The following is a 24,025-nucleotide window of genomic DNA, read 5'->3' as shown; positions in this document are numbered from 1 at the left end:
TAGGTGACCGACAGACCGACGCGGCATACACCGACGGCCCACAGGCACGTTGCCCGTCAATCCCCGCATCAGGGCACCGGGCCGCAGTGCGCTGAACTACCGGCGTAAGTGCGCGGCCACGACGTCATTGTGCGCCCCGTCTCAAGCGGACAATCCGGTCTCCACGTCATAGTCGGCGACGCCTGCATCGCGTCCCTGTATCCGCAGCGCCGAGCATGGCCAGACTGCCGCCCGTCGTGCTGGTCGTCCTCGGCGAGCCAGAACGGGGAGGTCCGCAGTGCTTCATGCGCGTCCGAATCACCATTGGAGCGCAGGGAGCGCGGGCGCGCGACGTTCCCGCTCATCGGCATCTCCATCGCCAGCGAAACCATGTCACTGTCGCGGCTGTAGCGCTCGACAAGATCGGCCACGACCCGAGGCGTTTCAGGGGCGCCGTGGCACTCGCCCGGTACGATCAGGCGCGCGTCGCCTGCACGCCATGTGATCTGCGCAGCAGAGTCGTCCGCTGGCGCTGCCGGCCGCAGGCACCGCCGCACCAGACGCCATCCCGACCACCCCAGCGCCATCGCTTTATTCCGTCACTTCATGCTTGGTCAAGAAGCAATGGCGCCGGCAAACCACCGATTCAAAGCGATTGACGCAACCAGGGCAACATCCAGTGGTCCACCATCAGGAAGGCGAACAGCGCCATCAGGTAGAAGATGGAGTAGCCGAACATCTTCATCGAGAACAGTTCGTCCGGCGGGTTGAGCATGCGCCACGCGTACCAGAGGAACACCGCGTTGAGCACGATCGCCCCGCCGAGGTAGAACACGCCGCTCATGCCGAGTACCACCGGCAGAATGCTCACCACGGCCAGCGCGATCGAATACACCATGATCGACTTGCGGGTATACGCCACGCCGTGGGTGACCGGCAGCATCGGGATTTCCGCCTTGGCGTAATCCTCGCGGCGGAAGATCGCCAGTGCCCAGAAATGCGGCGGGGTCCAGATGAAGATGATCAGTACCAGCAGCGACGCATAGGCCCAGTCCCACGGGCCCTGCATGCCGGTGATCGCCGCCCAGCCTAGCAACGGCGGGGTGGCACCGGCGAGGCCGCCGATGACGATGTTCTGCGAGGTCGCGCGCTTGAGGTACACGGTGTAGATCACCGCGTAACCGATCAGCGAGGCGAAGGTGAGCACCGCAGTGATGACATTGACCCAGACCACCAGGATCGTCATCGACAACGCGATCAGGATGCCGGCGAACACCAGCACCTGCCACGGCTTGACCTTGCCCACCACCAACGGACGCCACGAGGTGCGCGCCATCTGCGCGTCGATGCGCGCGTCCAGCAGCTGGTTGATCGCCGCGGCGGCCGAGGCGGCCAGCCAGATGCCAAGGAAGCCCAGCGCGCCGTCGATGGCCTGCTGCGCGGTGGGCACCCCCGGAATGGCCAGGAACATCCCGACCAGTGCGGTGAACACGATCAGGGCGACGACCTTCGGCTTGGTCAGGTCCCAGTACTGACGGTAACTGGCCATGCCGTCAGCCTGCCTGCACGGTGGACGACGCGGAGACGGCCTTGCCGTCCGCATCCGGCGCGCGCAGGCGTGCCAGCAACGTCACCAGCACGAACAGCAGCGCCACGGCCCCGCCACTGTGCGCGACGGCCACTTCGAGCGGCACGGCCAACTTGACGTTGAGGATGCCCAGGGTGATCTGCAGCACCACCAGCAGGCCCAATGCGCTGGCCCAGCCGCGCATGCTCGGCAGCTTGAACAGGCGCACCGACAGCCACAGCAGGTACACCGCCACCACGATCGCCATCATCCGGTGCGCCAGCTGGATCGCGATCCGCGAGGCGCCATCGAGCACGCCGCCTTCGTAGTCCACGCCGATGCCGCGCCACAGGGTGAAGCCTTCCTTGAAATCATGCTGCGGCCACCACTGGCTGACGCAACGCGGGAAGTTGTCCAGCGACGCACTGCCACCGCCGCAGGCCAGCGCGGCGTAATTGGCGCTGACCCAGCCGCCCAGCGCGATCTGCAGCACCAGCACGGCCACGCCGGCCCGGATCAGCCACTTCAGCTTCGGTGCTTCCACCAGCGTGATCGGCATGTGCGTGGCACGCCACGCCATCCACACCAGCAGGCTGAACATCAACATGCCGCCCAGCAGGTGCCCCATCACCACGATCGGCTTGAGCAGCCAGGTCACCGTCCACATGCCCAGCAGCGCCTGGAAGATCACCACCGCCAGGGTCAGCAACGCGGCGCGGGCCAGGTCGATGTTGTTCCAGCGCAGCGCGGCGATCAGCAGGATGGCCTCGCCGAGGATGGCCAGAATGCTGGCCGGTACGTGCATGCCCATCATGTACAGCGGTATGCCGGTGGCCACCAGTACGCACGCGGTCACCACCGCGGTGCTGCCCCAGCGGCGACGACGCGTGGCCAGCAGCGCCAGGGTGAGAATCTCGATGCCCAGCGCGCCAGCCAGGAAGCGGTGGACCTGCTCGCGCCAGGCCTTGTGCGTTTCCAGCGGCCGGATCTTGGCGGCCTCGTGGCCCACCACGTCGGCGGCATGCTGCGGCCAGGTGACCCGGCCATAGCAGGTCGGCCAGTCCGGGCAGCTCAGGCCCGCATCGGACAGGCGCACGAACGAACCGAACATGATCGTGCTGGCGGTCATGATCAGCGCAAACCACGCCAGACGGTGGAAATTGCGGTGCAGCACCGGGCGTGCGGAAAGGCTCATCTAAACGGAACTCACTTCAGTTTCAGCAGCGTGGCCAGGTCTTTGCGCAGACCGGCCATATCGAATCCCGGTGCGTAGCGCATGATCACGAAACCGTTGGGGTCGATCACATACACCGGCGTGCCGGCGGCGTCATCCACGGCGGGAAGGGCGGAACGCAGGGCCGGTTGGTCGCGCAGCGCGCGCAATGCGGGCAAGCCCTGGACCTCGGCCGGCGGCGTGCCCAGCCACAGGATCTCGACATTATCGGCGTTATGCCCGAACAGCTGCCACACCTTGCCCAATCCCTGCGACAAAGTGACGCACTCGCTCGTACAGCCTGCAGACGGCGCCACCAGGATGCGCCAGGTGCGCGCGTCGGGGTTCCACGGATAGACCTGGCCATCGGCGAGCAGCGGCGGGCGCTGGCGCAGATCGACCGGCGGTTGCAGCAGCTGCCCGGCGTTGCGGTGCGCGGTGGGCTGCCAGCCGGAGAAGCGCAGCACGCCGGCCAGGGCCATTGCGCCGAAGAACAGCGCGAACAAGGCGATCAACGTCCAGCGGCCGCGTGAGCGCGAGGGCAGCCGATCCTGGGAAGTGGCATTCATGGGCGGCATTTTCTCATGTTGGGACGCTCAGCGCCGGGAACCGGCGGCAGGGCGGCGACGCAGGCGGAATTCCAGGACCAGCGCGACCACCAGGACGGTCAACGCCAGCGCGAACCATTGCACCGCATAGCCGAGATGGCGGCTGGGCGGCAGCGTGTTGGGCAGCAGGTCGAGGTCGCGCGCATAGCCGCCGGGCAGCGCCGGGTCCAGCCGCAGCACCCGCTCGGGCAAGCTGCGCGGCGGCAAGCCGAGCGCGCGCGCCACCTCGTCCGGTGGCAGGCGGTTGGCCAGCCACACGCCGGCCTGCGGGGTGGTGGCCAGCGCCGGGCCCAGCGCGATGCCGCTGGCCGGTGGTGGCGCCAGCAGCCCGGCAATGCGGGCCGGCCCCTGCGGTACGTGCAGGCGGGGCAGCACCCGGTCCGACGGCATCGGCTGCCAGCCCAGGTCGACCAGCACGTGCGCCCCGTCTTCGCTCAGGAACGGCTGGTACAGCTTGAAGCCGGCGCGCCCGGCGCGGGTCTGGTTATCCAGCAGCACGGTGCCCGGCAGGTAACGGCCGCGGTCCTCCACCCAACGCAGCCGCAGCGGTGCCGCCAGCGCCTCGGCAAGGCGCAGCGCCTGCACACGCACGGGGACCTGCTGGTCGAGCAGGGCCTGTTTTTCGTGCATGCGCTGCAGTTGCCAGCGCCCCAGCTGGCAGAAACCGACGATCACCAGCAGCGCGGCCACCCAGGCGATCAGGCGTGTGTGCTTGCGCATCATGACAACGGCGACCAAACGCGGTGATATAGGCGTACCCGCCCCGCCATCGAGCCGCGCATGAATGATTCGTTGAAGACCCTGCTGGTAATCGCGTTTCTGATCGTCATCGTCTGGAATCTGGGCGCCGGGCTGTATTACCTGCTGGTCGATCGCGGCCAGACCAAGCGCACCGTCAACGCGCTCACCCGCCGCATCGCGGTGTCGGTGGCACTGATCGCGCTGGTGGCCATCGGCATCTACACCGGCTGGATCAAACCCCACGGCATCGGCGGCTGAAACCGCACCCGCCTCGGTGCGGCACGCGGTGTCGCGCCGACGCTACAGCACGTAGACGAACAGGAACAGCATCAGCCACACCACGTCGACGAAGTGCCAGTACCACGCGGCCGCTTCGAAGCCGAAATGGTTGTCACGGGTGAAGTGCCCCTTGGCCGAGCGCAGCCACATCACGCCCAGCATGATCGTGCCGAGCAGCACGTGCGCGCCGTGGAAGCCGGTGAGCATGAAGAACGTCGAGCCGTAGATGCCCGAGCCCAGGGTGAGGTTGAGTTCCTTGTAGGCGTGGATGTATTCCTCGGCCTGCAGGGTCAGGAAGAACACGCCGAGTGCCACCGTCAGCCCCAGCCAGACCAGCAGCTGACGGCGATGCCCGGCCTTGAGCGCATGGTGGGCGATGGTGAGGGTGACACCGGAGGTGAGCAGGATCAGGGTGTTGATCAGCGGCAGGCCCCACGCGGGGATGGTCTGGAAGTGGCCACCGATCGCGCCGGGGCCGTTGGTCGGCCATGCCGCCGAGTAGCCGGTCCACAACAGCTCGTTGGTCATCACCCGGTCGCCCTCGCCGCCCAGCCACGGCAGACCCAGGTTGCGGGTGTAGAACAGCGCCCCGAAGAACGCACCGAAGAACATCACTTCGGAGAAGATGAACCAGACCATGCCCATGCGGAACGAGCCGTCGACCTGGCGGTTGTAGCTGCCGGCCTGGGATTCGCGCACCACGTCGCTGAACCACCAGAACAGGGTCAGCACCAGCATCGCGATGCCGGTATAGAAGGTCCACTTGCCCCAACTGGAATCGTTGAGCCAACTGGCCACGCCGACCATGGTCACCATCATCGCAATGGAACCGATGAACGGCCATTTGCTGTGCGTGGGCACGAAATACACGGTGGCATCGGGATTTTGCTGGGCCATGGTCTCAGGATCCGGTGCGTATCAGGGAGCGGCGTGCGCGTTGGCCGGGACCGCCGCGGCGGCGGCAGGCAGCTGCGCGGACAGCGCGTCGTTCTTGTAGAAGGTGTAGGACAGGGTGATCGTCTTGATGTTGGCCGGCAGGTCGGGATCGACGATGAAACGCACCGGCATGTCGCGCTTCTCGCCCGCCTGCAGGGTCTGCGCGGTGAAACAGAAGCACTCGGTCTTGCTGAAATAGCCCGAGGCCTTGGCCGGTGCCACCGAGGGCACCGCGCTGCCGACCAGCGCGCGGTCGCTGTCGTTGCGCGCGAAGTACAGCGCCTCGTTGAGCTCGCCGGGCACCACGTCCATGGTCAGCTGTTCGGGGTGGAAGGCCCAGGGCAGCTTGGAGTTGACGCCGCCATCGAATTCCACCCGCACGGTGCGCTTGCCGGTGGCGACCGCGCCGCCGGCCGCTGCGCCCGGACCACGCTCCAGCCGCACCCCGAACACCTTCTCGCAGGCGATCCGATACAACGGCACCAGCGAGAAGGTCAGCACGAACACCGCCAGCGCCACCCCGATCAGGCGGGGCAGGCCCGCCGTGCGCGCGGGGGCGACCGGGCGGTCTGCGCTCATCGCCCGATCACCCCGCTGAGGATGAAGCCCACGTACACCGCCACCGCCACCAGCCCCACCTTCCAGGCGGTGCGCTGTGCGCGGCGGCGTTGCAGGGCCTGTACCTCGGCAATGTCAGGATGGCTGTCCATGGTTGCCTCAGTGGGTGATGTCGTCATGAGCCAGGTCGCCGGGGCGGATCGTCGGCGGCGTGGTGAACGTATGCGCCGGTGCCGGCGAGGGAATGGTCCATTCCAGCCCGCGTGCGCCTTCCCAGGCACGGTCAGCCGCCTTCTCGCCGTTGCGCAGCGACGCCAGCAGGATCGCGGCCATCATGAAGGGCGTGGCGAACATGCCGAACGCACCGATGGAACTGATCATGTTCCAGTCGGCAAACGCCACGCTGTAATCGGGGATGCGCCGCGGCATGCCGGCCAGGCCGAGGAAGTGCTGCGGGAAGAACAGCAGGTTGACGAACACGATCGACCACCAGAAGTGGAATTTGGCCCACTTCTCGCTGTACATGCGCCCGGTCCACTTGGGCCACCAGTAGTACACCGCCGCGATCAACGCGAACACCGCGCCGGTCACCAGCACGTAGTGGAAGTGCGCGACCACGAAGTAGGTGTCGTGGTATTGGAAGTCGGCCACCACGATGGCCAGCATCAGCCCGGAGAACCCACCGATGGTGAACAGGATGACGAAGGCCACCGCCCACAGCATCGGCGCCTCGAAGGTGAGCGAGCCGCGCCACATGGTGCTGACCCAGTTGAACACCTTCACCCCGGTCGGGATGGAGATGAGCATCGTGGCGAACATGAAGTAGATTTCGCCGCCCAACGGCATGCCCACGGTGAACATGTGGTGGGCCCAGACGATGAACGACAGGAACGCGATGGCAGCCACCGCGTAGACCATGGCCTGGTAACCGAACAGCGGCTTGCGGCTGAAGGTGGGGATGATCTCGCTGACCACGCCGAAGGCCGGCAGGATCATGATGTACACCTCCGGGTGCCCGAAGAACCAGAAGATGTGCTGGAACATCACCGGGTCGCCGCCGCCGGCCGCGTTGAAGAAGCTGGTACCGAAGAACTTGTCGGTGAGCAGCATGGTCACCGCACCGGCCAGCACCGGCATCACCGCGATCAGCAGGAACGCGGTGATCAGCCAGGCCCAGCAGAAAATCGGCATCTTGAGCAGGTCGATGCCCGGCGCGCGCATGTTGAGCACGGTGGCGATGATGTTGATCGCGCCCATGATCGAACTGATGCCGGCGACGTGGATGGCGAACACGCTGAAGGCCACGTTGTAGCCGCCCTGCAGCGACAGCGGCGGGTACAGCGTCCAGCCACCGGCCGGTGCGCCGCCGGGCAGGAACAAGGTGACCAGCAGCAGGCTGAAGGCCACCGGCAGCAACCAGAACGACCAGTTGTTCATGCGCGGCAGGGCCATGTCCGGCGCGCCGATCTGCAGCGGGATCATCCAGTTGGCCAGGCCGACGAAGGCCGGCATCACCCCGCCGAAGATCATCACCAGTGCGTGCACGGTGGTCATCTGGTTGAAGAACTCGGGCTTGACGAACTGCAGGCCCGGTTGCATCAGCTCGGCGCGGATCACCACGCTCATGGCCGCGCCGATGATGAACATGATGAAGCTGAAAAGCAGGTAGAGCGTGCCGATGTCCTTGTGGTTGGTCGAGAACAACCAACGCTCCACAAAGCTCTGCTGATGCCCGTGGTGCCCGTCGTGGTCAACTGCGGAATGCGCCATCGCAACTACACCTCACTGGATCCGGTGGTACCCCCGCCTGCCGGTTGGCAGGCGTGGCTCGATTTCAGGCGTTGCTGTCTGCCGGGGCCGCCGCGGCCGGTTCGGGCGTGGCGGCCGGTGCCGCCTCAGCCGGGGCCGGCGCGGGTGCCGCCGGAGCCGCCTCGGGAGCAGCAGCCGGCGCAGGCTTGCGCGAGGCCAGCCACTTCTTGAAGTCCTCCTTGGACACCGCCTCGACCACGATCGGCATGAAACCATGGTCCTTGCCGCACAGCTCGGCGCACTGGCCGCGGTAGACGCCGGGTTTTTCGATGTTGGTCCAGGCTTCGTTGATGAAGCCGGGGATCGCGTCCTGCTTCCAGCCCAACGCGGGCACCCACCAGGCGTGGATGACGTCGTCGGAGGTGATCACGAAGCGGACTTTGGTATCCACCGGCAGCACCAGCCGGTTGTCCACTTCCAGCAGGTAATGCGGGTGCGATTCCAGCGTGGGCACGGTGCCGCTCTGGCGCACGCGGTCGGACTCGCGGTCCAGGCGGCTGGTGAAGGTGACATCCTCGCCGAGGTATTCGTACTTCCACATCCACTGATAGCCGGTGACCTTGACGGTCATTTCCGAATCGCGGGTGTCGTAGAACTTGATCAGGTTGGCCGTGGCCGGCCAGGCCATCACCACCAGGATGATCACCGGGATCACCGTCCAGATCACCTCGGCCTTGGTGTTGTGGCTGAAGGTGGCGGCGACCGCGCCCTTGGATTTGCGGAACTTGAACATGGCGTAGAACATCGCGCCGAACACCAGGATGCCGATGATCGTGCACACCCAGAGCGAGAACAGGTTGGATTCCCAGGCCAACCGCGCGCTCTGGGTCACCCCCTTGCCCATGTTCAACTGCCACGGTTTGGGGTCGGCCGCCTGGGCCCACGCCAATGCGGGCGCCAGCAGCGCGGCCCCGCTTGTTGCTGTCTTCCCGAACGTACTGCCCCACTTGATGCGTTGCTTCATTGCCTAGACCCTTAGCGTCGTCGGTTGCAGCCATCGCTGGCCGCGAGCAAGCCTTCTAGTTTCTGAGCCAGTGCCCTGCGTTCGGCCGGTGCGAGGAAAGCCCCCACTTCCACCTGCCTGCCGCTGGACGCCAGCCGGACCCTCTGCTCGTCGGCGATCAGGCGGACCCAGTGCGGGTGCGCGCTGAACACCGGCGAGTGCCCGGGTGCGGGGATGACCTCCACACACGCCGGAACCACCCGGATTTCTTCCTGCCGTTCTCCACTACGCCACACACTACGCAGTGCCGCTGCCAGCAACAGGCTGTACAGCAGCGCGAACAACGGGGCAAATACGTTGCCGGCCAACCAACCCAGGCTGGCCGCCAACCCCATCACCCCGCACAACACAGCAAACAACAGGACGAACTGCCGGGCATCGAGCGCCCGTGGGGGACGCAGCCGCAGTCGCGTCCCTGATCCGTCCGGAGCTGTCAGCACCTCGATCATGTCGCAACCGCGTTTTCCTGCCGCGGGAAACGTCTCGATGGTAGCCCTGCACTCGCGACAGTAGCAAGGGTCCATTCACACTTTCAGGAATGGTGCAATACAGCATCGAGATCGGCGGCACTTTTGACGAAATCAGCACAATAACCGGCGCCCCGTTGTGAAACGCCGAATCCCTTTGTATCAAAGGCTATGACCATGATGAGGGTTGCCGTGGATATTGCTTCCGCGGCCAGAAAAACGATTAAAATGGTCAAGTTTTCCACGAGCCGACCGGCATGACCGCACCCTCCGCACCGATTCCTGCCCCGGCCCCGTCCGGCGCTCTCCGTCCGCCGCTGCTGTCGCCCGAGCTGCCGACGCCTCCCCCCGCGTTCCGCCAGGCGATCACCGATGCCTGGATGAAGGACGAGGCCAGCCATGTGCGCGAACTGCTGGAGCAGGCCCGCCTGCCCGCCGCCGAACAGGCGCAGGTGCAGGCGGTGGCCGCCGACCTGGTGGCGCGCGTGCGCGTGCGTGCGAAGGACCAGGGCGCGATCGAAGCCTTCATGCGCCAGTACGACCTGGGCAGCGAAGAAGGCGTGCTGCTGATGTGCGTGGCCGAAGCGCTGTTGCGCATCCCCGACCAGGACACTGCCGACAAGCTGATCCGCGACAAGCTCGGCGATGCGGACTGGAAGAAGCACATGGGCGGCAGCGACTCGGTGCTGGTCAACGCCTCCACCTGGGGCCTGATGCTGACCGGCCGCCTGGTGCAGATCAACGATGCCACCCGCGCCGACGTGCCCGGTGCGTTCGCGCGCCTGATCGGCCGCGTGGGCGAGCCGGTGATCCGTCTGGCCGTGCGCCAGGCGATGAAGATCATGGGCCACCAGTTCGTCATGGGCCGCACCATCGACGAAGCGCTGTCGCGCTCGCACAAGGGCGACAACGCCAGCTACCGCTATTCGTTCGACATGCTTGGCGAAGGCGCGCTGACCATGAAGGACGCCAAGCGCTACCTGGAAGACTACCGCCGCGCGATCCACTCCATCGGCGGTGACCACAAGGCGCGCGGTGGCCGCCCCGATGGCGACGTCAACGCGGCCCCGGGCATCTCGATCAAGCTCTCCGCGCTGTACCCGCGCTACGAGCACGCCAAGCGCGCGCGCGTCATGGCCGACCTGGTCCCGGGCGTGCTGGAGCTGGCGCAGCTGGCCAAGTCCTATGGCATCGGCTGCACCGTGGATGCCGAGGAAACCGACCGCCTGGAGCTGTCGCTGGACATCATCGAAGCGGTGGTCACCGACGCTTCGCTGGTGGGCTGGGAAGGCTTCGGCGTGGTCGTGCAGGCGTACCAGAAGCGCACCCCGTACACGATCGATTACCTGGCCGACCTGGCCCGCCGCATCGGTCGCCGCCTGCAGGTCCGCCTGGTCAAGGGCGCGTACTGGGACGCGGAAATCAAGCGCGCGCAGATCGATGGCCTGCCCGCCTACCCGGTGTTCACCCGCAAGCAGAACACCGACGTGTCCTACCTGGCGTGCACCCATCGGCTGTTCACCCATGCCGATGCGCTCTACCCGATGTTCGCCACGCACAACGCGCACACCATCGCCGCGGTGAAGGCGATCGCCAAGGGGGGCCAGTACGAGCACCAGAAGCTTCACGGCATGGGCGACGACCTGTATGCCGAAGTGGTGCCGGCCGATCGCCTGAACGTGCCGTGCCGCGTGTACGCGCCGGTCGGTTCGCATGAAGACCTGCTGCCGTACCTGGTGCGCCGCCTGCTGGAAAACGGCGCCAATTCCAGCTTCGTCAACCGCATCACCGACGACGCGGTGGCCATCGACGACCTGATCCGCGATCCGGTCGAGGCGGTGTCCTCCTTCGCGTCCATCCCGCATCCGAAAATCCCGCTGCCGGTCGATCTGCTGCGCAGCCAGAACCATGACAGGAAGAACTCCATGGGCGTCAATCTCGCCAACGACAACGATCTGCGCGCCCTGGCCGAGCAGCTCAACGCCGCCGTGAAGCCGTGGAAGGCCGCACCGCTGGTGCCCGGCGCCAACCCGACCGGCGCGCTGTTGAACGTGACCAACCCGGCCGACACCCGTCAGGTGGTTGGCCAGTGGCAGCCGGCCGACAGCGCCACCGTGGAGAAGGCGCTGGCCAATGCCGTGGCCGCGCAGCCGGCGTGGAACCGCACCCCGGCCGCCAGCCGCGCCGCGATCCTGGAACACGCCGCCGACCAGCTCGAGGCGCGCCTGCCCGAGTTCATGGCGCTGTGCGTCAAGGAAGCCGGCAAGAGCCTGCCCGACGGCATCGCCGAAGTGCGCGAAGCCGTCGATTTCCTGCGCTATTACGCCAAGCAGGCGCGCGAACAGTTCGGCCATGCCGAGAAGCTGCCCAGCCCCACCGGTGAGTCCAACGAACTGCAGCTGCACGGCCGCGGCGTGTTCGTCTGCATCAGCCCGTGGAACTTCCCGCTGGCGATCTTCCTGGGCCAGGTGGCCGCCGCGCTCGCCGCCGGCAACAGCGTCATCGCCAAGCCCGCCGAGCAGACCAACCTGATCGGCTACTACGCGGTGCAGCTGCTGCTCGAGGCCGGCGTGCCCGAAGGCGTGGTGCAGTTCCTGCCCGGCGACGGCGCCACCGTCGGTGCCGCGCTCACCGCCGACCCGCGCGTGGCCGGCGTGGCCTTCACCGGCTCCACCGACACCGCCCGCGCGATCAACCGCGCGATGGCCGCGCGCGACGCCGCTATTGGCGTGCTGATCGCCGAAACCGGCGGCCAGAATGCCTTCATCGCCGACTCCTCGGCGCTGCCGGAACAGCTGGTCAAGGATGCGATCGGTTCGGCGTTCACCTCGGCCGGCCAGCGTTGCTCGGCCGCGCGCGTGCTGTTCGTGCAGGACGACATCGCCGACAAGGTGATGACCATGCTGTCCGGCGCGATGGCCGAACTGAAGGTCGGTGACCCGGGCCTGCTGTCCACCGACGTCGGCCCGGTGATCGATGCCGACGCCCTGCGGATCCTGCAGGACCACGCCGTGCGCATGGAGAAGGAAGCGCGCCTGATCGCTGCCGCCGAACTCAGCGAAGCGGCCGCGCATGGCACCTTCTTCGCCCCGCGCGCGTACGAACTGAAGAACCTGGACCAGTTGCACAAGGAAATCTTCGGGCCGGTGCTGCACGTGATCCGCTGGAAGGGCGACCAGCTCGACGCGGTGATCGATCAGATCAACGCCACCGGCTACGGCCTCACCCTGGGCGTGCATTCGCGCATCGATGAAACCGTGGAGCGCATTTCCTCGCGCATCAATGTCGGCAACGTCTACGTCAACCGCAACCAGATCGGTGCGGTGGTGGGCGTGCAGCCGTTCGGCGGCCAGGGCCTGTCCGGCACCGGCCCCAAGGCCGGCGGCCCGCACTACCTGCTGCGCTTCGCCACCGAAAAGACCGTCACCGTGAACACCACCGCGGCCGGTGGCAATGCCTCGCTGCTGACGTTGGGCGATTGATGCACGGCAGCAGGTGTTGAACGAAAAACCCCGCGAACGCGGGGTTTTTTGTGGGCGTCATCCGGCGCCATGCAGCGCCGCGCCGCGGCCGCGGTTACGGGGCGTCGATCGACTCGATTTCATCGCGCATCAGCAACTCGTTGCCCATGTAGCGCTCGAACCGGATGCGGCCGAAACCGGGGGCGTACCAGCCCTCCATGCGGTTGTCCTCGAAGCTCGCGCTGAGGTGGCAGGTGGCCTTGAAGGTGCGCGGCTGGCCATCGATCTCCACGTCCACGTCCTCGAAGCCGACGAAGGTGTAATCCGAGAACCCCTCGAAGTCGAGCGGCTCGACGGTCTCTTCGACGTGGTGGGTGCGCTCGCCCTTCCCGGTGTACTGGAAGCGGTCGCCCGGCTTGGCCGTCGCCGGGAACGTCGGCGCGGGGTTGAAGGCGTCGGTCATCACCGGCGTGCCCGCCTCCCCACCCCAGGCGGAAATCCCGTAGCGCTCCTCGCCCAGGAAGGCGCGCCCGCTGGCATCGAAGTAGCTGGCCGTGCCGATGCCGCCGCCGGCGCTGTTGACCTTGATCGCCTCCTTGCCGGCGAAAGTCGCCTTCTCGATGGTCAGCGTTGCATCGGCGGTGGACCAGGTCAGGCCCGGGGTGAGGGTGAAACAGGCGCCGAAATCGGCCGCGCAGGCAGGGGCCGACAGTGCGGCCAGGCCCAGGAAAAGGGTGGAACGAAACGCGAGAGACGACATGTACAGATCCTTGTCAGACAGCATGACTCCCGCCGTGCGGGAGCGGTGCGGGATTGTACGCGCTGGGCCGGCGCGGACCGCGCTGAAAAGGCCCATCCCCATCGTTGCAATGGGCCAACACCGTGGCAGAATCCGGACATCCGCGCTGCCCTGCTCCCGATCGTTCTGCTGGCATCGATGCCCGGGCCCACGGCCTGCGCGGCGCCGGCGGCCGACCGCGTCCTGGTGTCCACGCGCACCGTGCAGGTCCGCCACGATGCAATCCCCACCGCCATCGCCACGCTGCAACGCGTGACCGCCGCCGAAGGCATGCAGGCCGACGCCACCGAGGTTGACCGCCGATTTCACGCCGGTCCGCCTCGCCCGCTACCGCGTGGTCGTGTTCGCCAATACCACCGGCGACGTGCTCGATGCCGCGCAGCAGCGTGCGCTGGAAGGCTTCATCCGCGCTGGCGGCGGCTTCGCCGGCCTCCATGCGGCGGCCGATACCGAGTACGACTGGCGTGGTATGGCGCACGGGTGGGCGCCTACTTCAGGGCACATCCACCGGGCCTGCAGGACACCCGCGTACAGCCCGAACGCGATGGCCGCACACGTGGCACGGCCTGGCCGATACGCGGCGAAATTTACACCTACCGCGACAACCCACGCGCGCGCGCACGTGGTCGCCACGGTGGACGAACGTCTTTACGATGGCGGTGGATGGGCGATGACCACCCGATCACCTGGTGCCACACCTTCGATGGCGGCCACAGCTGGTACACCGGGCTGGGTCATGACGAGGCGGTGTATCGCGATCAAGACTTCGTCGCGCAGTTGCGGCAGGGGCTGCGCTACGCGGCCGGCTCATCGTCGCGCTGCTGAGTGGCATCGAGCACCCTCGCGCGCGCCCTCACCACGTAGATCGTCCCGTCTTCGCCGTCCTTCGCACCGACCTCGAAGCGCGAGGCGTCGAGCAGCGCTTCCAGCCACACCGGGATCGTCGCCCCCCAGATGTAGCCGGTGAACTCATGCGGGTAGTTCGCCCGACCATTGGGATTGGCCGAATGAAGGTACACCCCGTCGTTCATCGTGTTCGGATGCAGTTGCGCCCAACACTGCGCCTCGCGTGCGTCTGCATCGAGCGAACGCTGCGCATGGTCGAGCAGGCGCAAGGCGGAATGCGCGACGGCCTCGCGGTCGGACGGGTCACGTGCAGCTTTGCCATACCAGTCCGGGTGCACGTGCCAGAGATCGAACCAGGTCGATTTGGCAAGCGTCTTCTGAAGATAGCGAAGGTTCTTCGCTTCTTCGCGCGCCCAGTAAGCGCGCATCTTTTTGAGGTATCGGCGGTCCATGACGATGGGATGCAAACGGGCCGCCAGTCTACTGAAGGCGTCGCCGCCGGAGTGCCCTGCACATGCGGTGGAGCGGAAGCCCGCGTGCATGCAGACAAGCGCCGGTCACCAAGAGCGGGGCCGACAGGGATGCGCTCGCGGCGCGCGGCGGACGCGGCGCAAACAAAAGGCCCCGCTTTCGCGGGGCCTTCTGCCGTTCAAACAACCGGTGCGGCTGTGTCGATCAGAACTTGTAGTTGACCGACGCGGCCAGCACGTCGCCGCGGACCTTGTACTTGCCGGTCAGCGAGTTGCCCTGGTTGTTGGTGGTACCGGCGATGTTCACGTCCGGATCGCTGGTGAACAGGTGGGTATAACCGAAGTTGTACTCGATGTTCTCCGACGGGGTCCAGCCCACGCCCAGCGACAGCCACTTGCGGCTGGTGTCCGGCACGCGCACGTCGCGGTGGGCGTTGGTGGTCGGGGTCTGATCCAGCGCGATACCGCCGCGCAGGGTGACGGTGTCGCTCAGCTTGAAGTCGGTGCCCAGCGAGACGAAGGTCGTGTCGCGGTAGCCGAATTCCAGCACCGAGTCCGGCTGCGCCGAGGCGTAGTCGATGGTGACCTGGTCAAAGGCGGTGGACCAGGCGGTGCGGGTGACGTCACCCATCACGGTCCAGCGGTCGTTGACGTTGTGGGTCACGCTCAGGGTGGCCGAGGCCGGCAGGGTCAGCGTGGCCTTGCCCGAGGTGCTGGTGAAGCGGCCCGGCTGGGCCACGGCCAGCACAGCAGCGGCGTTGGCCGGCACGTCGAAGGTAGCGTCGCCGCCGGTGATCTTGTGCTCGACCTTGGAGCGGTAGCTGATGCCGATGTGGGTGTTCTCATCGGGGCTGAACAAGCCGCCGACGGTCCAGCCCACGGCATTGTTGTCGCCTTCCACGGTCAGCTTGCCATCGGCGCTGCCCGGGGCGAAGCCCGGCACGCGCGACTGCGCCAGCGCGGTGCCGAAGTCGATGTTGTTGCTCAGCTCGATGGTCAGGTGCTCAACGAACACCGAGGCGCCGAAGGACACGTACGGGTTGACGTCGTACGAGGCGGCAAAGCCCAGGTCGATCGCCTTCAGGTCGGTCTTCAGGCCGCTGTAGCGACCCACCCAGCCGTTGTCGTATTCGGTCTTGAAGCCGAACGGAGCGGTCAGCGACACGCCGAAGTGGGCCTGCTCGCCGATCGGCATGTGGAAGTACGCGGCCGGGACCGGCGCGATCATGCCGGCGTCGCCGCCATTGCCGCCGGTCTGCGGCTGGCCGGTCGGCTTGCGGCCGGTGCCGCTGTACTTGGCCGAGAAGCTGATCGCGCTCAGGTCACCCTGGATCTGGGTGCCTTCCAGCTGGCGCATGCCGGCCGGGTTGACGGCGATGATGGAGGCGTCGCCCTGGGCGCTGCCGGAACCGGCAAAGGCGCGGCCGAGGCCCTTGGCGCTGTTTTCCTTCAGCTGGAAGGCAGCAGCGTGGACGTGGCCGACAGCCAGGACACCGGCAATGCCGACGGCCAGGGCGGTGACGCGGGCAAGCGTGGAAGCGGTATGCATGTTTGGTTCTCTCCGGAATTGCGGTGATGTTTGGCAACGCGCGCCTGCGTCATCCCGCGCCTTGCGGCCGGAACAACGCGCCGGATTCCCCTCCCGACATACGACGCCGTATTGGAGTATACCGAGACCGGTTAATGAAACAATAACGTGGGCCGCCCCAGCGGCTATTCAGGCTGAAGCCGACAATTCCCCGTCGGGGCTGCTGCCGCGCTAGGCTAGCGCCATCCATGTTCGTGTCGATCCCTTCCCGCAAGAAGTCCGCCTTCCGCTGGGCCACCCCGCTGCTGTTCGCCGCCCTGTGGCTGGCGTTCCTGTGGTCGATCTCGCGGCCGGACGATGCCCGTCGCAGCCTGTGGCTGGACTGGGGCGCGCTGTCGACGGGATTGACCCATCCACAGGACTGGTGGGCGACCCTGCAGGACGGCAGCGTGCTGCGCCTGTTCACCGCGTTGTTCCTGCATGCGGACTGGTCGCACCTGCTGGGCAACCTGGTGTTCCTGCTGATCTTCGGGCTGCCGGCCGAGCGGGTGCTGGGCCCGTGGCGGCTGATGCTGCTGTTCCTGGTCGGCGGGGCGATCGCCAACCTGACCGCCATCTACGCCATGGGCAGTCCCGACCAGATCATCATCGGCGCCAGCGGCGCGGTGTCGGCGCTGATCGGCGCCTACCTGGCGCTGTTCCCCGGCGCACGCCTGGGCGTGGTGATCCCGCTGGGGCTGTTCCTGGAATTCGTGCGCGCCCCGGCCTACCTGCTGATCGGCGTCTGGGCGGGGCTGCAGGTGGTGTTCGCCCACATCGGCCCGAGCTTCGGCATGGTGGCCTGGTGGGCGCACATCGCCGGCTTCCTGTTCGGCCTGGGCTACGGCGTGTACGTGCGCGCCGCGATCGCCCGCCGGCTGCGCAAGCGACACGGATTCTGAATCGGCGGTCGGCTGCGGCTAGGCGCGGATGCGCCCGCTGGAGCCGGCCGTTGGCCGCTTTCCGCAACGCCGGTCGACTGCAGCGCCGGCCAGCGGCCGGCACTACCGGTCACGGTTTGGTTGGCACGTCTGCTGAGGGCTTGGCCGGCACGTCCGCCGGCTTGGCTTCGGGCTTGGCTTCGGGCTTGGCTTCGGGCTTGGCTTCGGGCTTCGCTTCGGGCTTCTTCTGCGCCGCCGTCCTGGCGCCCTCGGCCTTCTGCCTGGCGACCACCGACCCCGGCTGCTTCAGCTCCGCCAGCGCAGCGTTGATCGGGCCATCGCCGGGCAGCACGTCACCGGCCTTGTAGCCGTCGCCGCCTTCTTCGTCGCCGCGCAGGTGGCCTGGCAGGGTGGCTTCGCTGTAGTCGGCCAGGCTGGCCGGCAGCTCGTCATCGCCGTCGCGCTTGTCCGGCTGCAGCACCACGTCCGGCACGATGCCGGTGGCCTGGATCGACTTGCCGCTCGGGGTGAAGTAACGGGCAGTGGTGAGCTTGACCGAGTCGCCGTTGTCCAGCGGCAACACGGTCTGCACCGAGCCCTTGCCGAAGGTGCGGCTGCCGACCACGCGGGCGCGGCCGTTGTCGCGCAGCGCGCCGGCCAGCACCTCGGAGGCGCTGGCCGAGCCGGCGTCGGCCAGGACCACCACCGGGGCGCCCTTCAACAGGTCGCCCGGGGTGGCGTCGAAGCGCGCATCGCTGATCGAGATCCGACCGCGCGTGCTGACGATGTTGCCCTTGTCGAGCAGGTCGTCGGCCACTTGTACCGCCGCGGTGAGCAGGCCACCGGGGTTGCTGCGCAGGTCCAGCACCAGGCCCTTGAGCTTGCCCCCGGCCTGCTGCTGCAGTTGGCCGACCTGCTTCTGGAAATCGGCCCCGGTATCGGCCTGGAAGGTGCTCAGGCGGATGTAGCCATAGCCCGGCTCCAGCATGCGGCTGCGCACGCTGGTCACGCGGATGGTCTGGCGGGTGACGGTGACATCGAACGGCTTGGGCTTGCCGGTGCGCACCAGGGTCAGCACCACCTTGCTGCCGGCCTTGCCACGCAGCGGCTCGGTGGCCTCGATGGCGCTGATCGGCTTGCCGTCGATGGCGATGATCAGGTCGCCGGCGAGGATGCCGGCCTTCGCGGCCGGGGTGTCGTCAATCGGCGAGATCACCTTCAGGCTGCTGTTGTCCGGCTGCTGCTGCAGCTCCACGCCGATGCCGTCGTAGGCACCGGTGGCCTGCTCGTCGAAGGCCTCGGCGTCTTCCTTGTCGAAGTAGGTGCTGTGCGGATCCAGGTCCAGCAGCAGGCCGCGGATGGCCGACTGCATCAATTTCTTGTCATCCACCGGGTCCACGTAGGCGGCGCGCACCGCGTTGTAGACCGCCACATAGCGCCGGATCTCTTCCAGCGGTACCCGCGATGTCACCGCTTCCTCGTTGCTGGCGGCGTCACTGGCGCTGCTGGCGGCCTCGCTGGTCTGCTGCGCCCAGGACACGGCAGGCAGCAGGGCCAGCAGCAAGGTGGCGGTACGGGCTACGCGCATGAAGCACTCCAGGTCGGCGGGGGACGGAAAACACGCACGGGGTGCGTCGCCCGATTATGCGCGAAGCGACGATAAATTCCCGTTGAACCCGCGGCGCTGCGACCGTGCGCCGTTTGGCTGGGTGTCAGCGTCGCTGCAGCCAGCCGCCCGGATCGACCGGCTGGCCATTGCGACGCAGCTCGAAGTACAGCGCGGTCACGCCCTGCCCGCCGGAGTTGCCGACCTTGGCCACCGCATCGCCCTTCTTGACCGTGGCCCCGGCATCGCGAAGCAGGGTGTCGTTGTGCGCATACAGGCTCATGTAGCCATTGCCGTGGTCGACGATGAGGATCATGCCGTAGCCGGTCATCCAGTCGGAGAACACCACGGTCCCGTCGGCCACGGCGGTGATCGTGCTGCCGGCCGGCGCGCCGATCAGCACGCCGCTGCTGGTGCGCCCATCCGGCAGCTTGCCGCCGTAGCGCGCCAACAGGTTGCCCGACAGCGGCCAGCCCAGCCCACCCACCTTGGGCGGCGGCGCCGAGGCCACCGCAGGCGGGGTCTTGCCCGGGCGCGGCGGCGGGCGGGTGCCGTTGGCGGCCGCCGCGCGTTCGGCCTTTTCCGCGGCGGCTTTCTCGGCGGCCGCCTTGCGCGCGGCAGCGCGCCGTTCGGCCTCGGCGCGCGCGGCGGCGGCGCGCAGGTTGGCCAACAGCGTTTCCAGCGCCTTGGCATCCTGGCCAAGGGCCTTCTCGCGTTCGCTGCGGTCCTTGTAGCGCTCCTCCAGGCTGGCCACGGTCTCCGCACGGGTACGACGGTCGTTGGCCAGGGTGGCGGCCTGCTGCTTCTGCTGCTGGCGGGTGCCTTCCAGCGCCTGGCGGCGCTCGACGATCTGGGCTTCCACGGCCTGCAGTTCGGCCAGATCGTGGGTGATCCGCTGGATGCGCCGGGCGCGCTCGCGCTGCAGGTAGCGGTGATAGGCCAGGCTGCGATTGGCGTCGGCGACGCGGTCCTGGGACAGCAGCAACTTGAGCGGTGCGTTGTTGCCGATGCGGTAGGCCGAACGCAGCAGGGACGCGAGCTCGTCGCGCTGCCGGGTCATGCCGGCCTGCAGGTCGCTGCGCTTGCGCTGCAGCTCCTCCATGGCACGGGTTTCGCGCTGCAGCGCGGTTTCGGTCTGGGCCAGCACCCGCCCGGTGCGCGCGACCTTTTCATCGGCATCGCGCAACTGCCGCGAGGCCTGCCCACGCTGGCCCTCCAGGGTCCTGCGCTCCTGGGCCACGTCCTTGAGCTCGGTGCGCAGCTTCTGCAGCTTGCGCTCGGCTTCCTTGGAACTCTGTGCCAGCACCGGGCCCGCCACCAGCACTGCCAGCGCCAGCAACAGCCCGCGCGCCAGCCAGGGCGGGACGATGCCGCCGCGGTCTCCGGGCGACGGTTTGTTATTCCGGCGTGAGGGCAAGGCGTTGTGGCGCAAGGGCTTTCCAGTGACTTCAGGCAGATGCGGATTGTAGCGATGCATGGTGACATCCCCACAGGCGGCCTGCCAGCCGCATACCCGATACGAGGTCACCATGAAACGCATTTCGCTCTTGTTGCTGTTGGCCCTGGTGCTGCCTTGCGCACCGGCCCTGGCCAGCGAGGACATCAGCAAGGTCAACGGCAGCATCCACGCCACCGGTGGCCAGGTCTACGGTGACCTGGAAACGGTCAACGGCGGCATCACCGTCGACGAAGGCGTGGTCACGGCCGAGATCCAGACGGTCAACGGCAGCATCAAGGTCGGCGACCGTGCGCGCACCACCGGTGTGTCCACGGTCAACGGCAACCTGCGGATCGGGCGCGACGTGGTCGCTGCCGGCAACGTGGAGACCGTCAACGGCGGCATTTTCATCGACCGCGGCAGTGTGATCGAGGGCAACCTGGAGACCGTCAACGGCGGCATCGGACTCGTCGAGACGCGGCTCAACGGCAACATCGACACGGTCAACGGTGACATCACGGTCGGGGTGGGCTCGCAGGTCGAGGGCGGCATCCGGGTCAAGAAGCCCAACTTCAACCTGTCGCTGACCGGCGGTCGCAAGCCGCGCGTGATCATCGGCCCGAAGGCCAGCGTCGCCGGCAGCCTGCAGTTCGAGCGCGAGGTCACGTTGTACGTGCACCGCACCGCGCATATCGGCCCGGTCAGCGGTGCACAACCGCTGACCTTCGACACCGACGCCGCACCGCAGGATTGATACCCTTTCCCGGTGCCCCTGTGCACCGGCCCACTGGATCCAGGAATCGATGATGCCCCGCAAACTTCTGTTGTGCCTTGCCGCCACCGCCGCCCTTGCCGCGTGCAAGGGCGAAGCCACCGCACCGCCGCCGACCGCCGCCACGCAGGCACCTGCCGCCACGGCCAGCCATGCCTTTGCCGCCGACATCAATGCGGCCGACTTCGCCGAGCTGGTCAAGACGCTGGCCTCGGATGCGTTTGAAGGCCGCGCCCCGGGCAGCAAGGGCGAAGAGCTCACCGTCAACTACATCCGCGACCAGATGCAGCGCATCGGCCTGCAGCCGGGCAACGGCGACAGCTGGTTCCAGGACGTGGCCATGACCGAGACCACGGCTGATGAGTCCACCGTGCTCAGGCTGGACCAGGCCGGCAAGACCCGCGAGCTCGCGTTCGGCACCGACATGGTGATCGGCACCCGCAGCGGGCAGCCGGAGGTAAAGGTCGATGGCAGTGAGCTGGTGTTCGTCGGCTATGGCGTGGATGCGCCGGAGCAGAAGTGGAACGACTACGCCGGCCAGGACTGGAAGGGCAAGACGGTGGTGATGTTCGTCAACGACCCCGGCTTCCACGTGGACGACGCCAAGCTGTTCGACGGCAAGCGCATGACCTATTACGGGCGCTGGACGTACAAGTTCGAAGAGGCCGCACGCAAGGGCGCCGCTGCCGCGCTGATCGTGCACGACACGGCCGGCGCCTCCTACGGCTGGGACGTGGTGAAAAACTCGTGGGCGGGCCCGCAGTACGACCTGCCGGCCAAGGACGATCCGGACGCACGCCTGCCTGCGCAGGGCTGGCTGAGCGCCGAGGCGGCACGCCAGTTGTTCGCCGACGCCGGGCTGGACCTGGACAAGGCCTACAAGGACGCCAGCAAGCGTGGCTTCAAGCCGGTCTCGCTGAAGGCCAAGGTCTCGTTCGACCTGAAGAGCACCATCGCCGAGAAGAAATCGCGCAACGTGGTCGGCGTGCTGCCGGGCACCAAGCGAGCCGACGAAGCGGTGCTGTACATGGCCCATTGGGATCACCTGGGCAAGCACGAGGGTGAGCAGGGCGACAACATCTACAACGGTGCGGTCGACAACGCGACCGGCGTGGCCGGGATCCTGGAAGTGGCCGACGCGATGGCGCACCAGCAACCGGCGCCGGAGCGCTCGGTGGTGTTCCTGGCCGTGACGCTGGAGGAGTCGGGCCTGTTGGGCTCCAAGTATTACGTCAGCCATCCGACCTTCCCGCTGGACAAGATCGCCGGTGTGATCAACATCGACGCGATGTCGGTAGCCGGCCGCGCCAAGGATGTCACCGTGACCGGATTCGGCAGTTCCGAGCTGGAGGACATGCTCAAGCCGCTGGCCGCCAACCAGGGCCGCACCCTGCATGGCGAGACCTCGGTGCAGAGCGGCTTCTACTTCCGTTCGGACCACTTCAACTTCGCCAAGGCCGGCGTGCCGGCGTTGTATGCCGATGGCGGCGAAGACCTGCGCGACGGCGGCGTCGAGGCCGGCCGCAAGGCAGCCGAAGCGTATGGTCGCGACCGCTACCACGGGCCGAAGGATGAGTTCGACCCGGCCACGTGGAAGCTGGACGGCACCGTGGAAGACCTGCAGTTGCTGTACGGGGTGGGCAAGGAGCTGGCTGGCGGCGATCGTTGGCCGAACTGGTATGACGGCAACCCGTTCAAGGCGGCGCGCGACGCGATGATGAAGGACAAGGGCGCTGCCCCGACACCGGCAGCACCGGCCCCCTGAGCGGCTCGCGGTTGTCAGGTTGAACACGAAACGGCGCCTTGGGGCGCCGTTTTTTGTTGGGGGCTCCGCACGTGATCGGCCGCCGGTAGCGCGCCAGCAGCCGGTAGATGTCCCTCGGCCCGGTAATGGCGTGGCAAGGATGGGCAAGGCCGTGTTTACAGGGGATCGGGATCAGGGGTGCATGCGTGGATGCGGTCGCAGGCAGGATCGAGGGGCTCGGGAAACGACCGTGGCGGGCCAGGTGAGTGCATTTCCCGCGGTCGGGTAGTGCCGAGCCATGCTCGGCAACGCAGGTGAGTGCAGTCCCTGCGGTCAGGTAGCGCCGAGCCATGCTCGGCAACGCAGGTAAGTGCATTCCCTGCGGTCAGGTAGTGCCGAGCCATGCTCGGCACCGTAGCGGTGGGGCTCATGCAGAGGTGTTGGGAAAGCAGCCGAGCATGGCTCGGCTCTACCGAGGCAGGGACACGGGGAACCGACACAGGGACARTGCCCAGCCATGTCAGTCACCTCAGGTGAACGCATTYCCTRCGGYCMGGTAGTGCCGAGCCATGCTCGGCACCGYAGCGGTGGGGMTCATGCAGAGGGGTGGGGACATCAGCCGAGCATGGCTCGGCTCTACCGAGGTAGGGACACGGGGAACCGACACAGGGACAGTGCCCAGCCATGTCAATCACCTCAGGTGAGCGCATTTCCTACGGCCCGGTAGTGCCGAGCCATGCTCGGCACCGCAGCGGTGGGGATCATGCACAGGTGTGGGGAAAGCAGCCGAGCATGACTCGGCTCTACCGAGGCGGGAACACGCTGAAGCGATGCCGGGACTGTGCCTAGACAGGAGCACGATCGACGCCGGGAAGACGCACAAAGAAAAAACCCCGCTGCGTGAGCAGCGGGGTTTTTGGGTATAAACCCTGGCGATGACCTACTCTCGCATGGCTTGAGCCACACTACCATCGGCGCAGCTGCGTTTCACTTCCGAGTTCGGGATGGGATCGGGTGGTTCCACAGCGCTAATTTCACCAGGGAGACGGTTGGAGCAGCGCGTTGCGCCAGCTCGGCATGGGTCTCTTCCGAGAAACAAGCACCTTCGAAAACCGGGTGCCTGCAAAAAAAGAAAAACCCCGCTGCGTGAGCAGCGGGGTTTTGGGTATAAACCCTGGCGATGACCTACTCTCGCATGGCTTGAGCCACACTACCATCGGCGCAGCTGCGTTTCACTTCCGAGTTCGGGATGGGATCGGGTGGTTCCACAGCGCTAATTTC

Annotated in this window: 21 protein-coding genes, 2 rRNA genes and 1 pseudogene; 6 read left to right on the top strand and 18 right to left on the bottom strand. The window is 67.0% G+C overall.

Going from position 1 to position 24,025, the window contains the following annotated elements:
* Positions 1 to 625: 625 nt before the first annotated feature.
* The 4 genes from cyoE to AC1DGC_RS10665 are packed head-to-tail and all read right to left on the bottom strand — an operon-like array spanning position 626 to position 4,090.
* On the bottom strand, positions 626 to 1,528 hold the full coding sequence (cyoE, locus tag AC1DGC_RS10680; RefSeq protein WP_394164877.1) for a heme o synthase: 903 nt from the start codon (positions 1,526 to 1,528) through the stop codon (positions 626 to 628).
* Between the two features lie 4 nt (positions 1,529 to 1,532).
* Positions 1,533 to 2,741, bottom strand: a complete 1,209-nt coding sequence (locus AC1DGC_RS10675) for a COX15/CtaA family protein (protein ID WP_394164876.1) — start codon at positions 2,739 to 2,741, stop codon at positions 1,533 to 1,535.
* Positions 2,742 to 2,752: 11 nt separating this feature from the next.
* Entirely contained in the window at positions 2,753 to 3,337 is a 585-nt protein-coding gene (locus tag AC1DGC_RS10670; protein WP_259210222.1) for a hypothetical protein, read from the bottom strand.
* Between the two features lie 18 nt (positions 3,338 to 3,355).
* Positions 3,356 to 4,090, bottom strand: a complete 735-nt coding sequence (locus AC1DGC_RS10665) for an SURF1 family protein (protein ID WP_478047823.1) — start codon at positions 4,088 to 4,090, stop codon at positions 3,356 to 3,358.
* A 57-nt stretch (positions 4,091 to 4,147) separates the two neighbouring features.
* On the opposite strand from AC1DGC_RS10665, the gene AC1DGC_RS10660 reads away from it, so the two are divergent.
* The gene (locus tag AC1DGC_RS10660) at positions 4,148 to 4,366 is read left to right on the top strand and encodes a twin transmembrane helix small protein (protein WP_070208839.1); all 219 of its coding nucleotides are present in this window, start codon (positions 4,148 to 4,150) and stop codon (positions 4,364 to 4,366) included.
* A 42-nt stretch (positions 4,367 to 4,408) separates the two neighbouring features.
* Here the strand turns inward: AC1DGC_RS10660 and AC1DGC_RS10655 are convergent, their stop codons facing one another.
* The 7 genes from AC1DGC_RS10655 to AC1DGC_RS10625 form a co-directional block, all read right to left on the bottom strand.
* Positions 4,409 to 5,284, bottom strand: a complete 876-nt coding sequence (locus AC1DGC_RS10655) for a cytochrome c oxidase subunit 3 (protein ID WP_259210220.1) — start codon at positions 5,282 to 5,284, stop codon at positions 4,409 to 4,411.
* 21 nt (positions 5,285 to 5,305) lie between these two features.
* Positions 5,306 to 5,902 (bottom strand): cytochrome c oxidase assembly protein, encoded by a 597-nt coding sequence (locus AC1DGC_RS10650; protein ID WP_259210218.1) that lies wholly within the window; start codon positions 5,900 to 5,902, stop codon positions 5,306 to 5,308.
* Complete coding sequence (locus AC1DGC_RS10645; RefSeq protein ID WP_259210216.1) at positions 5,899 to 6,033, bottom strand: hypothetical protein; 135 nt, start codon at positions 6,031 to 6,033, stop codon at positions 5,899 to 5,901. The genes AC1DGC_RS10650 and AC1DGC_RS10645 overlap by 4 nt, the downstream gene beginning before the upstream one ends.
* 7 nt (positions 6,034 to 6,040) lie before the next feature.
* Entirely contained in the window at positions 6,041 to 7,651 is a 1,611-nt protein-coding gene (gene ctaD / locus AC1DGC_RS10640) for a cytochrome c oxidase subunit I (RefSeq protein WP_259210215.1), read from the bottom strand.
* Between the two features lie 64 nt (positions 7,652 to 7,715).
* A complete protein-coding gene (coxB, locus tag AC1DGC_RS10635) occupies positions 7,716 to 8,654 on the bottom strand; it encodes a cytochrome c oxidase subunit II (protein ID WP_259210214.1) in 939 nt (312 codons plus the stop codon).
* An 11-nt stretch (positions 8,655 to 8,665) separates the two neighbouring features.
* Positions 8,666 to 9,142 carry a DUF2244 domain-containing protein gene (locus tag AC1DGC_RS10630; RefSeq protein WP_259210213.1) on the bottom strand — a complete coding sequence of 159 codons (477 nt, stop codon included), beginning with the start codon at positions 9,140 to 9,142 and terminating at the stop codon, positions 8,666 to 8,668.
* An 83-nt stretch (positions 9,143 to 9,225) separates the two neighbouring features.
* The gene (locus AC1DGC_RS10625; RefSeq protein ID WP_394164872.1) at positions 9,226 to 9,405 is read right to left on the bottom strand and encodes a hypothetical protein; all 180 of its coding nucleotides are present in this window, start codon (positions 9,403 to 9,405) and stop codon (positions 9,226 to 9,228) included.
* A gap of 12 nt (positions 9,406 to 9,417) precedes the next feature.
* Here AC1DGC_RS10625 and putA point away from each other — a divergent pair, with 12 nt between their 5' ends.
* Positions 9,418 to 12,642, top strand: a complete 3,225-nt coding sequence (gene putA / locus AC1DGC_RS10620) for a bifunctional proline dehydrogenase/L-glutamate gamma-semialdehyde dehydrogenase PutA (protein WP_259210211.1) — start codon at positions 9,418 to 9,420, stop codon at positions 12,640 to 12,642.
* 94 nt (positions 12,643 to 12,736) lie between these two features.
* On the opposite strand, the gene AC1DGC_RS10615 is transcribed toward putA, so the two are convergent.
* Positions 12,737 to 13,381, bottom strand: a complete 645-nt coding sequence (locus AC1DGC_RS10615) for a hypothetical protein (protein ID WP_394164871.1) — start codon at positions 13,379 to 13,381, stop codon at positions 12,737 to 12,739.
* A 373-nt stretch (positions 13,382 to 13,754) separates the two neighbouring features.
* Between AC1DGC_RS10615 and AC1DGC_RS10610 the strand changes: the two are divergent.
* Positions 13,755 to 14,245: pseudogene (locus tag AC1DGC_RS10610) on the top strand (ThuA domain-containing protein).
* Here AC1DGC_RS10610 and AC1DGC_RS10605 read toward each other — a convergent pair.
* The gene (locus AC1DGC_RS10605) at positions 14,215 to 14,808 is read right to left on the bottom strand and encodes a hypothetical protein (protein WP_478047822.1); all 594 of its coding nucleotides are present in this window, start codon (positions 14,806 to 14,808) and stop codon (positions 14,215 to 14,217) included. The pseudogene AC1DGC_RS10610 and the gene AC1DGC_RS10605 sit on opposite strands and share 31 nt — an antisense overlap.
* A 133-nt stretch (positions 14,809 to 14,941) precedes the next feature.
* Entirely contained in the window at positions 14,942 to 16,285 is a 1,344-nt protein-coding gene (locus AC1DGC_RS10600) for an outer membrane protein transport protein (RefSeq protein ID WP_259210207.1), read from the bottom strand.
* A gap of 227 nt (positions 16,286 to 16,512) precedes the next feature.
* Between AC1DGC_RS10600 and AC1DGC_RS10595 the strand changes: the two genes are divergently transcribed.
* Complete coding sequence (locus AC1DGC_RS10595; RefSeq protein ID WP_259210206.1) at positions 16,513 to 17,205, top strand: rhomboid family intramembrane serine protease; 693 nt, start codon at positions 16,513 to 16,515, stop codon at positions 17,203 to 17,205.
* Positions 17,206 to 17,314: 109 nt separating this feature from the next.
* On the opposite strand, the gene AC1DGC_RS10590 is transcribed toward AC1DGC_RS10595, so the two are convergent.
* Both AC1DGC_RS10590 and AC1DGC_RS10585 read right to left on the bottom strand, forming a co-directional pair.
* The gene (locus AC1DGC_RS10590) at positions 17,315 to 18,772 is read right to left on the bottom strand and encodes a S41 family peptidase (protein ID WP_478047821.1); all 1,458 of its coding nucleotides are present in this window, start codon (positions 18,770 to 18,772) and stop codon (positions 17,315 to 17,317) included.
* Between the two features lie 124 nt (positions 18,773 to 18,896).
* Positions 18,897 to 20,222 carry a murein hydrolase activator EnvC family protein gene (locus AC1DGC_RS10585; RefSeq protein ID WP_478047820.1) on the bottom strand — a complete coding sequence of 442 codons (1,326 nt, stop codon included), beginning with the start codon at positions 20,220 to 20,222 and terminating at the stop codon, positions 18,897 to 18,899.
* A 97-nt stretch (positions 20,223 to 20,319) separates the two neighbouring features.
* Between AC1DGC_RS10585 and AC1DGC_RS10580 the strand changes: the two genes are divergently transcribed.
* Together AC1DGC_RS10580 and AC1DGC_RS10575 are read left to right on the top strand one after the other, a co-directional pair.
* On the top strand, positions 20,320 to 20,982 hold the full coding sequence (locus AC1DGC_RS10580) for a DUF4097 family beta strand repeat-containing protein (protein ID WP_259210203.1): 663 nt from the start codon (positions 20,320 to 20,322) through the stop codon (positions 20,980 to 20,982).
* Between the two features lie 52 nt (positions 20,983 to 21,034).
* Positions 21,035 to 22,765, top strand: a complete 1,731-nt coding sequence (locus AC1DGC_RS10575) for a M28 family metallopeptidase (protein ID WP_478047819.1) — start codon at positions 21,035 to 21,037, stop codon at positions 22,763 to 22,765.
* A gap of 906 nt (positions 22,766 to 23,671) precedes the next feature.
* On the opposite strand, the gene rrf (AC1DGC_RS10570) is transcribed toward AC1DGC_RS10575, so the two are convergent.
* Positions 23,672 to 23,786 (bottom strand): 5S ribosomal RNA (rrf, locus tag AC1DGC_RS10570).
* Positions 23,787 to 23,916: 130 nt separating this feature from the next.
* Positions 23,917 to 24,025, bottom strand: a 5S ribosomal RNA gene (rrf, locus tag AC1DGC_RS10565); the annotation flags it as partial.

This window comes from Stenotrophomonas sp. 05N37 (assembly GCF_056397365.1).
This window is presented reverse-complemented; position numbering and strand designations above follow the sequence as displayed.

What these genes read in the sequence shown, in the direction of transcription:
- cyoE (WP_394164877.1), bottom strand. Translation starts at nt 1,528, where the DNA reads ATGGCCAGTTACCGTCAGTACTGGGACCTGACCAAGCCGAAGGTCGTC.
- AC1DGC_RS10675 (WP_394164876.1), bottom strand. Translation starts at nt 2,741, where the DNA reads ATGAGCCTTTCCGCACGCCCGGTGCTGCACCGCAATTTCCACCGTCTG.
- AC1DGC_RS10670 (WP_259210222.1), bottom strand. Translation starts at nt 3,337, where the DNA reads ATGCCGCCCATGAATGCCACTTCCCAGGATCGGCTGCCCTCGCGCTCA.
- AC1DGC_RS10665 (WP_478047823.1), bottom strand. Translation starts at nt 4,090, where the DNA reads ATGATGCGCAAGCACACACGCCTGATCGCCTGGGTGGCCGCGCTGCTG.
- AC1DGC_RS10660 (WP_070208839.1), top strand. Translation starts at nt 4,148, where the DNA reads ATGAATGATTCGTTGAAGACCCTGCTGGTAATCGCGTTTCTGATCGTC.
- AC1DGC_RS10655 (WP_259210220.1), bottom strand. Translation starts at nt 5,284, where the DNA reads ATGGCCCAGCAAAATCCCGATGCCACCGTGTATTTCGTGCCCACGCAC.
- AC1DGC_RS10650 (WP_259210218.1), bottom strand. Translation starts at nt 5,902, where the DNA reads ATGAGCGCAGACCGCCCGGTCGCCCCCGCGCGCACGGCGGGCCTGCCC.
- AC1DGC_RS10645 (WP_259210216.1), bottom strand. Translation starts at nt 6,033, where the DNA reads ATGGACAGCCATCCTGACATTGCCGAGGTACAGGCCCTGCAACGCCGC.
- ctaD (WP_259210215.1), bottom strand. Translation starts at nt 7,651, where the DNA reads ATGGCGCATTCCGCAGTTGACCACGACGGGCACCACGGGCATCAGCAG.
- coxB (WP_259210214.1), bottom strand. Translation starts at nt 8,654, where the DNA reads ATGAAGCAACGCATCAAGTGGGGCAGTACGTTCGGGAAGACAGCAACA.
- AC1DGC_RS10630 (WP_259210213.1), bottom strand. Translation starts at nt 9,142, where the DNA reads ATGATCGAGGTGCTGACAGCTCCGGACGGATCAGGGACGCGACTGCGG.
- putA (WP_259210211.1), top strand. Translation starts at nt 9,418, where the DNA reads ATGACCGCACCCTCCGCACCGATTCCTGCCCCGGCCCCGTCCGGCGCT.
- AC1DGC_RS10615 (WP_394164871.1), bottom strand. Translation starts at nt 13,381, where the DNA reads ATGTCGTCTCTCGCGTTTCGTTCCACCCTTTTCCTGGGCCTGGCCGCA.
- AC1DGC_RS10605 (WP_478047822.1), bottom strand. Translation starts at nt 14,808, where the DNA reads ATGCACGCGGGCTTCCGCTCCACCGCATGTGCAGGGCACTCCGGCGGC.
- AC1DGC_RS10600 (WP_259210207.1), bottom strand. Translation starts at nt 16,285, where the DNA reads ATGCATACCGCTTCCACGCTTGCCCGCGTCACCGCCCTGGCCGTCGGC.
- AC1DGC_RS10595 (WP_259210206.1), top strand. Translation starts at nt 16,513, where the DNA reads ATGTTCGTGTCGATCCCTTCCCGCAAGAAGTCCGCCTTCCGCTGGGCC.
- AC1DGC_RS10590 (WP_478047821.1), bottom strand. Translation starts at nt 18,772, where the DNA reads ATGCGCGTAGCCCGTACCGCCACCTTGCTGCTGGCCCTGCTGCCTGCC.
- AC1DGC_RS10580 (WP_259210203.1), top strand. Translation starts at nt 20,320, where the DNA reads ATGAAACGCATTTCGCTCTTGTTGCTGTTGGCCCTGGTGCTGCCTTGC.
- AC1DGC_RS10575 (WP_478047819.1), top strand. Translation starts at nt 21,035, where the DNA reads ATGCCCCGCAAACTTCTGTTGTGCCTTGCCGCCACCGCCGCCCTTGCC.